This is a genomic window from Nocardia sp. NPDC004722 (genome assembly GCF_053601505.1).
This window is the reverse complement of sequence record NZ_JBSGBY010000167.1, coordinates 1-14,073: the sequence shown is the minus strand read 5'-3', so window position 1 is coordinate 14,073 and position 14,073 is coordinate 1. Positions and strand designations below refer to the sequence as shown.

Annotated in this window: 14 protein-coding genes and 1 pseudogene; 10 read left to right on the top strand and 5 right to left on the bottom strand. The window is 68.1% G+C overall.

Translation table 11 applies throughout. From position 1 onward, the window contains the following. The first annotated feature begins 128 nt into the window (after window positions 1–128). From ACWELQ_RS18345 to ACWELQ_RS18325, 5 genes and pseudogenes are all read left to right on the top strand, one after another. Entirely contained in the window at window positions 129–1,034 is a 906-nt protein-coding gene (locus ACWELQ_RS18345; RefSeq protein WP_452398240.1) for an FAD-binding protein, read from the top strand. Between the two features lie 258 nt (window positions 1,035–1,292). Continuing rightward, window positions 1,293–2,912: an adenylate/guanylate cyclase domain-containing protein gene (locus ACWELQ_RS18340; protein ID WP_452398239.1), complete on the top strand. Its 1,620-nt coding sequence runs from the start codon at window positions 1,293–1,295 to the stop codon at window positions 2,910–2,912. Window positions 2,913–3,041: 129 nt separating this feature from the next. Further along, complete coding sequence (locus tag ACWELQ_RS18335) at window positions 3,042–4,457, top strand: nucleobase:cation symporter-2 family protein (RefSeq protein ID WP_452398238.1); 1,416 nt, start codon at window positions 3,042–3,044, stop codon at window positions 4,455–4,457. A 114-nt stretch (window positions 4,458–4,571) separates the two neighbouring features. Next, the gene (locus ACWELQ_RS18330; protein WP_452398237.1) at window positions 4,572–6,089 is read left to right on the top strand and encodes a cytochrome P450; all 1,518 of its coding nucleotides are present in this window, start codon (window positions 4,572–4,574) and stop codon (window positions 6,087–6,089) included. Between the two features lie 9 nt (window positions 6,090–6,098). Beyond that, a pseudogene (locus tag ACWELQ_RS18325) lies at window positions 6,099–6,305 on the top strand (helix-turn-helix domain-containing protein); the annotation flags it as partial. A 429-nt stretch (window positions 6,306–6,734) separates the two neighbouring features. On the opposite strand, the gene ACWELQ_RS18320 reads toward ACWELQ_RS18325, so the two are convergent. Beyond that, window positions 6,735–7,793, bottom strand: a complete 1,059-nt coding sequence (locus tag ACWELQ_RS18320; RefSeq protein WP_452398236.1) for a bile acid:sodium symporter family protein — start codon at window positions 7,791–7,793, stop codon at window positions 6,735–6,737. An 83-nt stretch (window positions 7,794–7,876) separates the two neighbouring features. Between ACWELQ_RS18320 and ACWELQ_RS18315 the strand changes: the two genes are divergently transcribed. Together ACWELQ_RS18315 and ACWELQ_RS18310 are read left to right on the top strand one after the other, a co-directional pair. Further along, the gene (locus tag ACWELQ_RS18315; protein ID WP_452398235.1) at window positions 7,877–8,773 is read left to right on the top strand and encodes a LysR family transcriptional regulator; all 897 of its coding nucleotides are present in this window, start codon (window positions 7,877–7,879) and stop codon (window positions 8,771–8,773) included. Window positions 8,774–8,965: 192 nt separating this feature from the next. Further along, window positions 8,966–10,219 carry a glycosyltransferase 87 family protein gene (locus ACWELQ_RS18310; protein WP_452398234.1) on the top strand — a complete coding sequence of 418 codons (1,254 nt, stop codon included), beginning with the start codon at window positions 8,966–8,968 and terminating at the stop codon, window positions 10,217–10,219. On the opposite strand, the gene ACWELQ_RS18305 is transcribed toward ACWELQ_RS18310, so the two are convergent. After that, on the bottom strand, window positions 10,206–10,628 hold the full coding sequence (locus tag ACWELQ_RS18305; RefSeq protein ID WP_452398233.1) for a tautomerase family protein: 423 nt from the start codon (window positions 10,626–10,628) through the stop codon (window positions 10,206–10,208). The two genes, ACWELQ_RS18310 and ACWELQ_RS18305, sit on opposite strands and share 14 nt — an antisense overlap. Window positions 10,629–10,653: 25 nt before the next feature. Next, window positions 10,654–11,349, bottom strand: coding sequence for an SDR family oxidoreductase (locus ACWELQ_RS18300; protein ID WP_452398232.1), 696 nt, complete (start codon window positions 11,347–11,349; stop codon window positions 10,654–10,656). Between the two features lie 95 nt (window positions 11,350–11,444). Between ACWELQ_RS18300 and ACWELQ_RS18295 the strand changes: the two genes are divergently transcribed. After that, a complete protein-coding gene (locus ACWELQ_RS18295) occupies window positions 11,445–12,038 on the top strand; it encodes a TetR/AcrR family transcriptional regulator (protein ID WP_452398231.1) in 594 nt (197 codons plus the stop codon). 108 nt (window positions 12,039–12,146) lie between these two features. After that, window positions 12,147–12,320 (top strand): hypothetical protein, encoded by a 174-nt coding sequence (locus ACWELQ_RS18290; protein WP_452398230.1) that lies wholly within the window; start codon window positions 12,147–12,149, stop codon window positions 12,318–12,320. A 3-nt stretch (window positions 12,321–12,323) separates the two neighbouring features. Here the strand turns inward: ACWELQ_RS18290 and ACWELQ_RS18285 are convergent, their stop codons facing one another. Together ACWELQ_RS18285 and ACWELQ_RS18280 are read right to left on the bottom strand one after the other, a co-directional pair. Continuing rightward, the gene (locus tag ACWELQ_RS18285) at window positions 12,324–12,662 is read right to left on the bottom strand and encodes a winged helix-turn-helix transcriptional regulator (protein ID WP_452398229.1); all 339 of its coding nucleotides are present in this window, start codon (window positions 12,660–12,662) and stop codon (window positions 12,324–12,326) included. Between the two features lie 30 nt (window positions 12,663–12,692). After that, window positions 12,693–13,499: a DUF1460 domain-containing protein gene (locus ACWELQ_RS18280; RefSeq protein WP_452398228.1), complete on the bottom strand. Its 807-nt coding sequence runs from the start codon at window positions 13,497–13,499 to the stop codon at window positions 12,693–12,695. A gap of 101 nt (window positions 13,500–13,600) precedes the next feature. Between ACWELQ_RS18280 and ACWELQ_RS18275 the strand changes: the two genes are divergently transcribed. Further along, the coding region (locus tag ACWELQ_RS18275; RefSeq protein ID WP_452398227.1) for a methyltransferase domain-containing protein at window positions 13,601–14,073 on the top strand (473 nt) is incomplete at its 3' end.

Sequence of the window (14,073 nt, the reverse complement as noted above, 5' to 3'; positions counted from 1 at the left end):
CGGCGATATTGAGGCGGCGGGGGAGGGCGACGGTGTGGGCGATGAGGTCGGCGATGTCGGAGGGGTTCGCCGCGCTGTCGAAGATCTCCGCGAAACCCGGTGTGTACCACCAGGGTTTGCGCAATGCCGTGCAGGCGCTGCTGGCCCGCATCGAGCGTCGCTACGGGGTGGCGGTGCGGATCCAGGCCCGGTCCGGGGTCATCCTCACCACCGGCGGGTTCATCGCCAACGGCGCGATGGTGAAAGAGCATGCGCCGCAGTACCCGTGGGCCGAGGGCCTGCCCCTGGGCACCGCCGGTGACGACGGCAGCGGCATCACCATGGCTCAGGCGGCCGGTGCCGCGACCGGTCGCATGGATGTGCTGTCCACCTGGCGGTTCATCGCCCCGCCGAGCGCGTTCTTCGGCTCGATCGCGGTGGACGCCAACGGAAACCGCATGATCGACGAGTCCCGCTACGGCGCGGCGCTGGGTCAGGCCATCGCCGCCGCTCCCGGACACCGGGCCTGGCTGCTCGTCGACGCCGCGCTCGCCGCCGAGGCCCGCCGCCAGCTGGGCAAGCAGTCGGTGTGGTTCCAGCGCATGCAGGCCGAACGGCTCATGCGCCTGGGCAGCACCTCCGGCCGAACCGTCGAGGAGGCGGCCGCCCGCGCCGGCATCGAACCGGCGGCCCTGCGCAAAACCGTGGACGCCCACAACCGCGCCATCGAGCAGAACCAGCCCGACCCCATGGGCAAACCCGACGACCTCCGCCGCCCCCTCCACTCGGGCCCCTTTGCCCTACTGGACATCTCGTTCACCTCCCACCTCACCTACCCCATGCCCATGCTCACCCTCGGCGGCCTCCTGGTCGACGAGGAAACCGGCGCGGTCCGCACCGAATCCGGCCCCTCCATCCCCGGCCTCTTCGCGGCGGGCCGAGCCGCCGTAGGCATCTGCTCCAACTCCTACGTCAGCGGCCTCTCCCTAGCCGACTGCATCTACTCCGGCCGCCGAGCAGGCACCCACGCGGTAGAACTCGCGACAACCCACTGACCCCCGGCCAAGGACCTGGCCAAGGCCAGCCATTCCCCCGTCATTCCGGCGTGCTTTTGGCCGGAATCCAACGCGCACAGTGTGGATCCCAGCCAAAAGCACGCTGGGATGACGAGGGCCGCTGCCGCCCCCGAGATGCCGCGGGCCGCCCTGGGATGCCGCGGGCCGCCGTGGGATGGCGTGGGCCTGCCGCCCAGCCGCCCCGGGTATGGGCGGGCGGTGCGCGAGTTCTCTCGGCGTACCGCTTACGCTGCGAGGATGGCCGATGACCATGTCACGACCGATGCGTTGGGGCCCTCGCCGTGGGGGTCGCGGCTGTTGGGGCCGGCCGAGGAGAAGGCCGGGATGCAGCGGGTGCGGGTGCAGCTGCTGCTCACCGTCGGGTTGACGGTGGCGAATCTGACCGGGATGGCCGTGGCCATCGCGTTGATCGCGTTCGTGCTGCCCGGACCGCCGATCCTGACCCGGCAGCTGGTGTTGCTCAATTTCGTAGCCGCGCCGGTCTACTCCTTCGTGGCCCTGGTGATCGGACTGTGGTGGGGCACCGCCTACGGGCTGGAGACCTTGCGATGGTCGCGCGAACCGGATCAGGTGCCGACCGCGGCCGAGCGGGCGGCGGCCGGTGCGCTGCCACGCAAGCTGGTGATCTCGCAGGCACTGCTGTGGCTCGGCGGCCTGGCGGTGTTGACCCCCCTCTACGGGCTGGCGGATCCGGCGCTGGTGCCCAAAATCGTGCTGGGTTTCGGGTTCAGCGCGATCGTGGTGTGCGCCAACAGCTACCTGATCGCCGAATTCGCGCTGCGGCCCATCACCGCCCGCGTGCTGGATGCCGCCACCTCACGGCAGCGCCGTGGACTGGGCGTCTTCGTCCGCACGGTGGTGGTGTGGGTGCTCGGCACGGGCGTGCCGGTGGCACTGCTCATGTCGGTGGCGGTACTGGTGCTGGCGGGCTGGCACGCCAGCAGCGAACGCCTGGCGGTGGTGGTGCTGGCGCTGGGCGGCGCCACCCTGTGCTTCGGCCTGCTGCTCATGGTGCTCACGCTGTCGGCGGCGGTGGCCCCGATCCGCGCGGTGCGCACCGCCAGGCGACGGGTCGAAGGCGGTGATCTGCGGGTGGCGGTCACCGTGTACGACGGCACCGAATTGGGGGAATTGCAAAGCGGTTTCAACCACATGGTGGCGGGCCTGCGGGAGCGCGAGAAGATGCGCGATCTGTTCGGCCGTCATGTCGGCCACGATGTCGCCGAGGTGGCGCTGGCCCGCGATCCCGAATTGGGCGGCACCGAAACCGAGGCCGCCGCACTGTTCATCGACATCATCGGTTCCACCACCTTGACCGCCACCCGCCCCGCGGCGGAAATCGTCGCCATTCTGAATGATTTCTTCACCATCGTGGTCGACGAGGTGGAACGCTGCGGCGGCCTGCTCAATAAATTCGAGGGTGATGCCGCACTCGCCGTATTCGGCGCTCCCGCACCGCATTCCGACGCCGCCGGGGCCGCACTGACGGCGGCCCGCAATATTCGCCGGCGATTGGCCTCGGCGGCCATCGAATTCGACGCGGGTATCGGCGTGGCCGCGGGCCGGGTGATCGCGGGCAATGTCGGATCGCATCGCCGCTACGAATTCACCGTCATCGGCGATGCCGTCAATGAGGCCGCTCGGCTGTGCGAATTGGCGAAGAACGACGACCTGCGGGTCCTGACCTCCGCCACCACCATCGCCGCGGCCGCGACGCGTGAGCAGATGCATTGGCGGCTGGGCGAATCGGTGATATTGCGCGGCCGCACCAAGCCGACCCGATTGGCCCGCCCGAGCCCGGTCGAGCGAAGAAATGGCCACGGCGAGCGAGCCGATTCTGTAGGAAAATACGAGTAGGGCCGGTAGCCACGCCGAACCGGCTGGACAATCGAACAATCTGCTGCGGGACAGGTATTTCCTGCGCCATTATTCGGGTCGTGGTCGCGGCCTCCCCGGTCGTCGTTCACGCGTTCCAGGAGGCTTCTCATGCAAATGCGCTTTTCGCGCCCCTCCCGCAGACCCGAGATCGGCGAACGCACGCCGGCCGGTCCGACCCCACGACATCCCGTCGACGAAGTCCCCCGACCGCCACGCCTGGCCCTGCTGGGCCTGCAGCACCTGGCGATCATGTACGCCGGCGCGGTCGCGGTGCCGCTGCTCGTCGGCGGGGCGCTGAAACTCTCGCCCCACACCATCGGCCTGCTGGTCAATGCCGATCTGCTGGTATCCGGCATCGTCACCATCATTCAGGCGGTCGGCATCGGCCGGATCCTCGGCGTCCGGCTGCCCGTGGTGGCGGGCGCGACCTTCACCGTGGTCTCGCCCATGATCCTGATCGCGCAGGAGTTCGGCGGCGGTGAGGCCGGATTGCCGACGGTGTACGGCGCGATCCTCGTCTCCGGCGTATTCGGTCTGCTCATCGCCCGCTTCTTCGCCAAGGTGGTGCGGTTCTTCCCGCCGCTGGTGTCGGGCTGCGTGATCTGTGTGATCGGGCTGTCGCTGATCGGCGCGGACGCCGGGCTGATCGCGGGCGACGACCCGAAATCCGCCGACTACGGCCAGATTTCACACATCGGCCTGGCCGGTCTGGTGATCGCGCTGATCGTGGTGATCCACCGCTTCACCCGCGGCCTGATCAGCCAGCTCGCCGTACTGCTCAGCATGGCCATCGGCACGCTGGTGGCCTGGCCCATGCACCTGGTCGACATGTCGAACGTCGGACCGTCGGCCTGGTTCGGCATCTCCAAGCCGTTCATCTTCGGCGCGCCCCAATTCCATATCGGCGCGATCATTTCCATGTGCGTGGTCATGTTGGTGACCTTCACCGAGTCAACCGCCGACATGGTCGCCGTCGCCGAGATGGTCGACAAGGAACTCGAGCCCGCCGATCTGGGGCGCGGCCTGGCCGCCGACGGCCTGTCCGCGGTCCTGGCCGGATTCATGAACTCCTTCCCCGACACCGCCTTTGCCGAGAATGTCGGACTGGTGGGCCTGACGGGTGTGCGCAGCCGCTGGGTGGTCGCGGTCTGCGGCGGCATGCTGGTGGCACTGGGCCTGGTGCCCAAGGTCGGCAGTGTCGTGGCGGCCCTGCCGGGTCCGGTGGTCGGCGGCGCGGCGACGGTCATGTTCGCCATGGTGACCGCGGTCGGACTGCGGGTGCTGCACAAGGTTCAGTTCGAGGGCACCAGCAACATGCTGATCATCGCGGTCACGCTGTCGGTGGCGCTGCTGCCCGCGGTGGCCCCGAACATCTACACGAAGTTCCCGACCAACTTCCAGATGATCGCGAGCAGTCCGATCACCTCGGCGGTGATCGTGGTGTTCGTGCTGAATCTGGTGTTCAACCACTGGGGTGTGGGCAGGCGTAAGGACATCGAGGAAGTCACGACCGCGCCGCACTGATCCGCACGCGGTTCGCCATTGTCCGCACGCGGTACGCCATTGACTGGGGCATGCTGTCTCACTACTTTGAGTGGGACAGCATGTCTCATAGTCGTTCGGCAAGGGGGCCGCGATATGACCGATTCCTCGACGAAGCTGTACCCGCCCGCATGGGCTCCGACCTTCCTGCGCTGGCACGACACCCGCATCGGCTGGTGGCAGTCCTGGCGACTCGCGCTCGGCGCACTCCCCCGGGTCCGCGATCACACGGTGCTCGATTACGCGACCGCCCTGCCCGGTGCGGACGATGTCCTCGTGGCGCGCGTGCCCTTCGCCAGGTTCGTGGTGGTGCGCAGCCCGGAACTGGTGCGCCAGGTGCTGGTCACCAATCAGAACAACTACGCCAAGAGCCCCGAGTACGACATGCTCGCCGTCGCCTTCGGACGCGGGCTGGTCACCGACTTCAATGATGAACAGTGGCAACGCAATCGGCGATTGGTGCAGCCGATCTTCGCCAAGCGCAATGTGGACGGCTTCGCACCGGTGATGACGGCGGCCGCGCGCGACGCGGTCGAGCGGATCCGCACCCTGAGCGCCTCCGGCGAGGCCGTCGATGTGGGAGCCGAAATGAACCGGCTCACCCTGGATGTCACCTCACGCACCATGTTCGGCACCGATATCACCGGGCCGATGTCCGAGGTGGTGCTCGAGCGGCTGCTGCGCTTCTTCGGGCGCGGGTTCATGACCAATCTCAGCCATCCGCTGCACAACATCTCGACCTGGGTGCTGCAGCGGCGCGGCCAGGGCGACGCCGCTAATTCCCGTGTGCCCCTGCGGATCATGCGCAGGGCGGGCTGGCTGATCGAGCCGCGCGCCATGCGCGATCTGCGCCACGCCGAGCGGGTGGTGGACGGGCTCATCGCCGATCATCGCAGCGGGCGGATCGCGCGCAAGGACAATCTGCTGGCCCTGTTGATGGATGCCGAGGATCCCGAAACCGGCTACCGCTACAGCGATCAGGAGATCCACGACGAGCTGATGACCTTCATCGGGGCCGGAATGGAAACCACCGCAACGGCTTTGAGCTGGGTGTGGCAGCTGCTGGCCGAGCATCCGCAGGCCCGCGAGCGGCTGCGGCAGGAGGTGCGCGCGGTGCTGGGCGACCGGCCCGCCACCGCCGCCGATCTGGAACACCTGCCCTGGACACAGGCCGTGGTCGCCGAGACCATGCGGCTGCTGCCGCCGGTGATCGGATTGGCGAGGACGGCAAAGGATCACGACGTGCTCGGCGGTTACGCGATCAAGCCGGGCACCACGGTCGCGGTCATCCTGCACGCGCTGCATCACCATCAGCGGGTGTGGGAGCGCCCGGACGAGTTCGATCCGGGCCGGTTCCTGCCGGAAAACCTGGCGCGCGAACAGAAACGGGCCGCCATCCCCTTCGGCGCGGGCAAACGCATGTGCGTGGCTTCGGGTTTCGCGAGCATGGAGGCCGCCCTGGTGGTCGCGACCTTCGCCCAGCACCTGGAGTTCGACGCGGTCTCCCCCGAGCGGGTGCGCCGTCAGATCTCCTTCACCGGCGGCCCCGACGGTCCGCTGCCCATGCGGCCCCGCTTCCTGCCACCGGCCCGCCCCGTGGACACCGCCGTATAGTCGAAACTCGTGAAACCGCCCCCTCATCTGCGCCCGCACCGCAGGCGGTCGGGCGGTCAGCGCTGGGACGAGCACAACACCGCGCGCCGCACCGCCATTCTGGAGGCGGCTCTCGCCCTGATCGAGGAGCACGAGCCCGGCGCGGAGATCTCCACCCAGCAGATCGCCGACCGCGCGGGCCTGGCCCGCTCGGTGGTCTACCGCCAGTTCCAGAATCGCGAGGACCTCGACGCCCGCGCCCGCGAATTCGTCTTCGACGGCTACCTGGCCGAATTCGAGGAGATCCTGGTCCTAGACCCCGCGAAGACCGCCGAGGACATCATCTTCGACGTCATGCTCACCGTGGTCCGCTGGACCACCGACCACCCCAACCTCTACCGCTTCGCCCAGCTGGGACCGCTCCCCGGCCACCCCACCGCCGACACCCTCACCACCTTCCGCCAGCGCGTGGCCGACACCCTCTGGCACCGATTCGCTTCCTGGACAGCGGTTCTCGCCATCGACGTCACCCCCTACCACCCGCTGATCTACGGCGTGGTCGGCATGGTCGAGGGCGTCATCTCCCAATACCTCACCGCCCCGGCCGATTCCGCCCGCCCCACCCAGGAATCCCTGGCCTGCCTGCTGACCTCTTCCACCTGGTATCTACTCGACGGCCACGCCCGAGACCGCGGCTACGCCTTCGACCGCACCGCGACCGTCGCCGCCACTCTCGGACTGCTCTTCGCCACCGCCGCCGACCGCATCGGCCCGGGCGTAGCGCTGGGCGAGGGTGGCGCAGGTGAAGAGCTGGATCTGGTGGAAGAGCATGAGGGGCAGGACGATCAGGCCGATGGGGTGGCCCGCGAACAGGACCGAGGCCATCGGGAGGCCGGTGGCCAGGGACTTCTTCGAACCGCAGAAGGTGACGACGATGCGGTCGGCGCGGGAGAAGCCGAGTAGGCGACTGCCCAGCGAGGTGAGGGTGAGAACCACGGCCAGCAACGCCGCGCAGACCAGGGCGGTGGAGATGAGGGTGCGGGCGGAGAGGCCGTGCCAGATGCCTTCTGTCACACCGGCACTGAAGGCGGAGTAGACGACCAGGTAGACCGAGCCGCGATCGACGGTCTTGGTCGCGGCCGGGTGTCCGATGATCCAGCCCAGGTAGGGGCGCAGCAGTTGCCCGGCCAGGAACGGCAGTAGCAGTTGCACCACGATGGACAGCACCGCCGACGGCGAGATGTGCACGCCCGCGGTGGTACTCATGCACGCCATGACCAGCAGCGGGGTGGCGAAGACGCCGATCAGGTTGGACAGCGACGCACTGACCACCGCGCCCGCCACATTGCCGCGGGCCAGCGCGGTGAAGGCGATGGAGGATTGCACGGTCGAGGGGACCAGGCACAGGAACAGCACGCCGGTGTACAGGTCGGGGGTGAGCACCGAGGGCACCAGCAGCCGCAGGGCCAGGCCCAGCAGCGGGAAGAGCACGAAGGTGGCGGCCAGCACGCTGGCGTGCAATCGCCAGTGCTTCAATCCCGCCAGCGCCTCGCGGGGTTCCAGGCGCGCGCCGTAGAGCAGGAACAGCACCCCGATGGCGATCTTGACGGCCCACTCCAGCACGTCGGCGGCGGTCCCGCGCGCGGGCAGCAGGGCGGCCAGCGCCACGGTGGCGAGGATGCCCAGCATGAACGAGTCGATCCGGAATTTGGCGAGGAGCTGCACTCTTTCGACGGTAGGAGTCCGGGCATCGATCGCGATAGTCGTTCGATCCGTTATCTCCGATCGCGATGCGTGATAATTACCCGATGTTCGAACCCGAGCTGCTACGCACTTTCCTCGCCGTCGAGCAGGCCGGTGGCTTCACCGCCGCGGGCCGCCAGCTGGGCCTGCGCCAGTCCACGGTGAGCGGTCACATCGCCCGCCTCGAGCAGGCCGCCGGACGCGAACTGTTCCGCCGCGACACTCGAAATCTGGCACTGACGGCCGACGGCGCGGCCATGATCGGTTTCGCGCGCGCCATTCTCGACGCGCAGGCCCAGGCGCAGTCCTACTTCTCCGGTTCCACCCTGACCGGACTGGTCCGCCTCGGCACGTCCGACGATGTGATGGCCCGTGAGCTGCCCGACATCCTGGTGGAGTTCCAGCGCTCGCATCCCGGCGTGGATCTGGAGCTCACCGTCGGCCTGAGCGAGACGCTCAAGTCGCGCATGGCCGCGGGCGATCTGGACCTGGTCTTCGGCAAGCGTCTGCCCGGCGAGCGGCACGGCACCCTGCTGTGGCGGGATCGCCTGGTCTGGGCGGGTCGTTCGGCCGCAACGGAATTCGACGATCCGGTGCCGTTGGTCACCTACCCGAAGCCGAGCCTGACCCGGCAGCTGGCGCTGCGCGCGTTGAAGCACGCGGGCCGCACCTGCCGGGTCACCTGTGTCAGCGACAGCCTGCTGGGTCTGCGGGCCGCCGCGCTGGCCGGGCTGGGCGTGATCGTGCACGCCGCGGGTGTGCTGCCGGAGGGTCTGGTGCCGCTCACCGACCCGCGGCTGCCCGAGTTGGGGGATCTCGACTTCGTTCTCATGCACCGCCGCACCCGGCTCTCGGATCCGCAGCAGGCGCTGGCCGATGCCATCACGTCCAATGCCCGCCGCCTGGTAGGCGCTGCCGCCGGAGGCGTGCTCAACCCGCGCACGGCCGGAGCGAAGGCATAGGTATCGCCTATCAGTCCAGACCACGCGGTCGGCCATGTGACCGATGTGCCCGCCGGGAGCTGTAGGGTGCTTGAAATCCGACGTCGCGCCTCGGGGTGCGCGAGTCGAGCGGCAAGGCGGGCGGGCTGAAGCGTTCGGTGTTCAGCGTCTATCGAGCTCTGCAGAGTGTTTCACACATCTGAGGTGGGTTTGGTGTTGATCGGTGCGAGAACGGAAGAGCGTGCGGGCGTTGAGGATTCCCGCGCGGAGCGACCCGAGTGGGGCGCGCGGACCTGGTGGGTGCTGGCCTTCGGCGCGGTGCTGTCGCTGGTCCTCATCTTCCTGACGGTGGATCCGTGGCTGGACGAGGTGGGTTTCCTGGCCGGCGGCTTCGACGTCCACGTCTACCGCGACGGCGCGTGGAAGATCTACCACGACCACCCGCTCTACACCGAGACCACCCATCGCGGACTGTCCTACACCTACACCCCGTTCTCGACGCTGGTCTTCCTGCCGATCCTCGCGGTGCCATGGGCCATGGTCACGAATTCCTGGCTGGCACTGAACATTTGCGTGCTCTACGGCTGCGTCCTGTTGTGCTGGCGGGTCCTCGGCTACCGCCTCACCTGGCGGCTGGCCGGGCTCAGCGCGCTGCTGACCGCGACCTGCATGTTCCTCGAACCGATCCGCACGACCCTGTACTACGGGCAGATCAATCTGGTGTTGATGGCCTTGATCCTGTGGGATTTCGCGCGCCCGGAGCGCAGCCGATTACGCGGTATCGGTGTGGGTTTGGCCGCGGGCATCAAGCTGGTGCCGCTGTATTTCGTGGCCCAGTTCCTGGTGCTGCGGCAGTGGCGGGCGGCGGTGACGGCGTCGGCGGTCTTCGTGGCGACCATCCTGATCGCCGGTGCGGTGCTGCCGTCGGATTCCGAGCAGTACTGGACCAAGACGTTCTTCGAGTCCGACCGCATCGCCCCGGATACCCAGCCCGCCAATCAATCCCTGCGCGGGGCCATCGCGCATCTGACGGGCCATCAAGTCCCGCAATGGCTGTGGCTGCTGATCGCGGTGCCGGTGGCGATCGGCGGGCTGCTGCTCGCCGCGGCGCTGTACAACCGCGGCGAGAAGCTGCTCACCGTCACCCTCGCGGGCCTGACCTCGTGCGCGGTCTCGCCGTTCTCCTGGAACCATCACTGGGTCTGGTTCCTGCCGCTGTTCGTGTATCTGGTCCATCGCGCGCAAGCCGATCCGCGCTGGTGGTCGGCCGCCGGTTTCCTGTACCTGGCCACCGGCGCGTGGGCTTACCACTGGACCGATACCTGGGTGGTGGTCGGCTGGTTCCTGTTCCCGCCGTCCTGGCCCATCTCCCAGATCCTGTTGAACTGCTACGTGATCGTGTACGCGGTCATCGTGGGCTGCGTGGTCCACCGGCTGCGGCGCGGGCCGGGGCTCAGTACGGTGTAGCCCGATTCGCCTGCGCCCATTCCTTTTCGGCGTCGCTGCCGGTGGCCGGTGGCCACAGGCCCGCGATCATCCATTGATCGCGCGGGGTGTCCTCGATATGGAACTCCATGTGCAGCCCGCGATCGTGGGTGTAGGGGCGCATGACGCCGTCGAGATGCTCGGTCATGCGTTTGCGCCGCTCACCGTCGTCGAGGTGACGGGCGATGTGTTTGACCACAACGCGGACGGTGTCACCGGATGGCTTGCCGCCCACGAAGACCGAGGCGGCGGGCATCTCGTGGAACTGCACCACCACGTAGAAGGCGGGCAGCCCGACGCGGGTGTAGACCTCGGTGATATCGGCCGCGAAGTCCTGCTTGTCCTGCTCGGTGTAGGTGTCGGCGGGATGGTAGATCTGCCACAGCGGCATGGAAGTGTCTCCGTCTCTTCGGGTTTCAGCGGCGCAGTGCGAGGTTCTCGACGGGCCCGGACAGCGCCGCCTTCACCTGCCGGGTGAGGTCGTCGACGAGCACCTCGTTCTCGCCCTTCTCCAGTCCGTCGAGCACGGCGGTGGCGACCTGTGCGGGACTGATCTTCTCGGCGCTGATGGCCTTGACCATGTCGGTGTCGGCGAATCCGAGGTGCACCCCGACCACCTGGGTGTGCTGCCCGGCCAGCTCCGTGCGCAGTGAGTTGGTGAGCGACCAGAACGCCGCCTTGGACGCGCCGTAGGCCCCCGCGCCCGCGATCCACGACAGCACCGAGTGGATATCCACCAGTGCCCCACCGCCGTTCGCGGCCAGAATCGGCGCGAAAGTCTGCGCGATGCGCAGCGGGCCGATCACATTGGTCTCGAAAGTGGCTCGTACGGAGTCGATCTCGGCCGTCAGCAGCGGCGACGGGTACAGCACGCCCGCATTGTTGACGACGATGCCGACATCGGTGGCGCGGGCGGCGACGGCCGCGACGGACTCCGGATCGGTGACCTCCAGTGCGAGCGGCACCACCCGCGGGTCGGCGCTCGGCTCCGGATGGCGGGCCGTGGCGTAGACCTTGCTCGCCCCGCGGAGCAGCAGCTCGTCCACGAATGCCCGCCCGAGTCCGCGCTGCCCGCCGGTGACCAGGGCTACCGCGCCGTCGATATCGGTCATGTCGATGCCTCCCAGTTTTAGATTATGAGCATCATCTATCGATTAGATTATGAGCATCATCTATCCTGGGAAGCAAGACCGAAAAGGAGACCACCATGCCGCGATCCTCCCGAGCCCAGGCCGAGTCCCACCGCCAAGAGGTGCTGGACGCGGCCGCGGCGCTGGTCCGCCGACGAGGGGTGAACGGCGTGACCGTGCCCGAGGTGATGTCCGCGGCCGGGCTCACCCACGGCGGCTTCTACCGGCACTTCCAGTCCAAGGAGGACCTCCTCACCCAGGCGTGCGCCGCGGCCTACGAGGAGAAGAACCTGGAACGCGCGCAGATCCGCGCGGACGCGCCCGACGCGGCCACGGCGCGCCGGACCTTCCTCGAGCGCTACCTGTCCACCAAACATCGCGACGTCCCGTCGCACGGGTGCGGAATCGCCGCGCTCGCAGGCGATGTCGCGCGGACCGAGACCGGCAGCGCATTGCGGCAGACCTTCGCGAAGGGCCTGCACGAGATGCTCGGTCAGCTCGAAGACCTGGGCGAACGCTCCGGCGCGGGCGTCGAGGACGAGACGCTGGTGGAGGCCGCGCTGATGGCCGGCGCGCTCATGCTCGCGCGGGCCAGCGCCGGGGACGAGCTTTCCGAGCGCATTCTCGAGGCGGCCCGAGACCACCTCTTAGCCAACCGACCGGTCGGCTAACTAACCGCATCCGTTACGCAAGAGAGCCACAACCTATATCCGAATCGGGCCTTCGATGGGAATCCCTCTCTCGCATACCTTTCGCCAGCGAGGACCGAGGAGGACGCCATGACTGAGCCCGTGTGCATCGATTGCTGGCGGCGTGACAACCTCACGTTCACCCAGCGCCTGGATCCGGCCTACATCAAGCCGGGCCCGAAATTCCGATGCGCCATGCACCGCGCCCAATGTGAGGCCGAGGGCCTGCTGCCCGAGCGCACCGACCACCGTGAGGCGGCCTGACGATCACGGGGTCTCGATGACGAGACCCGTTCGAGCACCGCGCTTCTCACCCCACTCGTAGAGCGCGGTCAGCACCGGCGTCAGACTCCACCCCTCGTCGGTGAGTTCGTACTCGACCTGCGGCGGCACGGTGGGATGGGCCGTGCGCCGGACCAACCCGTCGGTCTCCAGCTCCCGTAACTGCTGGATCAGCATCTTCTCGCTGGTATCGGGCATGAGCCTGCGCAGCTCGCCATACCGGTGCACCCCCTCCTTGAGGTGCGCGAGAATCACCGGTTTCCACTTCCCGCCGATCAGATCGACGGTCACCTCCACCGGGCAGTTGTAGCGCTTGGCAGCCATATCCGACGGTAGCCGACGGGGCGGCCCGGATCAGTTGGGGCGCAGCACGACCAGGCCCGGGACGGTGGTCAGGTACTGGGTGAGGGGGCTGTCGACGACCTGGTTGTTGGCCGAGAGGGAGGAAGCGTTGCGGAACATGGGGCCGTTGGGGGTGTTGACGAAGATGCCGACGTGGGAGACGTCGAGTCCGGCCTCGTCGGTGTAGGCGCCCAGGAAGTCGCCGGTGTGGAGGTTGGAGATGACGGCGTTGTCCATGGCGGCACTGGGGATGTAGGTGATGTTGCGGTCGACCACCGGCAGACCGGGGAGGTAGTTGCCGCCACCGGCCTTCGCGTTCAGATGCTTGGTGACGGTGACCGCGGCGGGCGTCAGAGTGGCGGTGATGTCGTTGGCCGCGACCCGGTTCGTGTACGCCCAGTCGGTGAAGAAGTGCTTGCGGTGGGTGAACTCGACCTGGCTGTCGGTGTATCGGGTGGCGATGAGGTTCTGCACGAACTGGCCCCGATCGGCCGAGCGGCTCAGGGCCTCCACGTAGTCGAGGTAGGTGAAGCAGTCGACGCCGCGGAAGTCGATGACGAGTTGCTCGGGCTGAGCGGCCGAGCCGATGAGCATGTTCGCGCGGTAGGGAGTGCCGAGGAAACGGCCGGAGAGCTGCGCGAGGGCGTCGGCGCGGGGACCGGTGAGGGAGTTGCGCAGGGCCAGCAGATCGTCGAGTTGCCGGGACGTGGCGTCGTCCAGATTCGCGTCGGCGGGGGTGGCCATTGCCTGCGCGGGCAGCAGCGCGAGCCCGAAAACGAGCGTGACCAGCATCAGTAGTACGCGGGTGAAAGTGCGCAAAACCCCTCCATCAGAACGAGACGTGCAGACCGAACCTAACACCGAATTTCTGTCCCAGACAATCCTTCCACCGGCATGATTCCGTGCGTAGGCTGCGCACCATGATCACGACACCGGCTTCGCGGCAGCGCATCGCGGAGTTGCTCGACACCGAATCTACCGTCGTGGACGGGTACCTCGATGTGCTCGGCGCGGACACGCCACCCATCAAGGGGATCGGGCAGGCCGCCATGCGGGTGCCGCTGGTGTCCCGTATCTACGAACCCATCTGGCGCAATTTCTTCCGGCTGGCCATGGGCAGCAATGCCGTCGGCGTGCGCCGGGAGAAGCAGCGCGCGGTCGACTCGCTCGCGATCACCGAGGGCGCGCTGGTCCTCGATGTCGGGTGCGGGCCGGGACTGTTCACCCGGGCCTTCGGTGCGGCGGCCGGTGACACCGGGCTGGCAATCGGGCTTGACGCGTCGCCGTCCATGCTGGCCGAGGCCGCGCGGACCAATGCTGTCGGCGCGGTCGGCTTCGTGCGCGGCGACGCCGGGCGGCTGCCCTTCGCCGACAAGACCTTCGACGCCGTGGC

Coding starts and splice junctions, on each gene's coding strand:
- ACWELQ_RS18340 (WP_452398239.1), top strand. CDS start 1,293: ATGGCCGATGACCATGTCACGACCGATGCGTTGGGGCCCTCGCCGTGG.
- ACWELQ_RS18335 (WP_452398238.1), top strand. CDS start 3,042: ATGCAAATGCGCTTTTCGCGCCCCTCCCGCAGACCCGAGATCGGCGAA.
- ACWELQ_RS18330 (WP_452398237.1), top strand. CDS start 4,572: ATGACCGATTCCTCGACGAAGCTGTACCCGCCCGCATGGGCTCCGACC.
- ACWELQ_RS18315 (WP_452398235.1), top strand. CDS start 7,877: ATGTTCGAACCCGAGCTGCTACGCACTTTCCTCGCCGTCGAGCAGGCC.
- ACWELQ_RS18305 (WP_452398233.1), bottom strand. CDS start 10,628: ATGCCGCTGTGGCAGATCTACCATCCCGCCGACACCTACACCGAGCAG.
- ACWELQ_RS18300 (WP_452398232.1), bottom strand. CDS start 11,349: ATGACCGATATCGACGGCGCGGTAGCCCTGGTCACCGGCGGGCAGCGC.
- ACWELQ_RS18295 (WP_452398231.1), top strand. CDS start 11,445: ATGCCGCGATCCTCCCGAGCCCAGGCCGAGTCCCACCGCCAAGAGGTG.
- ACWELQ_RS18290 (WP_452398230.1), top strand. CDS start 12,147: ATGACTGAGCCCGTGTGCATCGATTGCTGGCGGCGTGACAACCTCACG.
- ACWELQ_RS18285 (WP_452398229.1), bottom strand. CDS start 12,662: ATGGCTGCCAAGCGCTACAACTGCCCGGTGGAGGTGACCGTCGATCTG.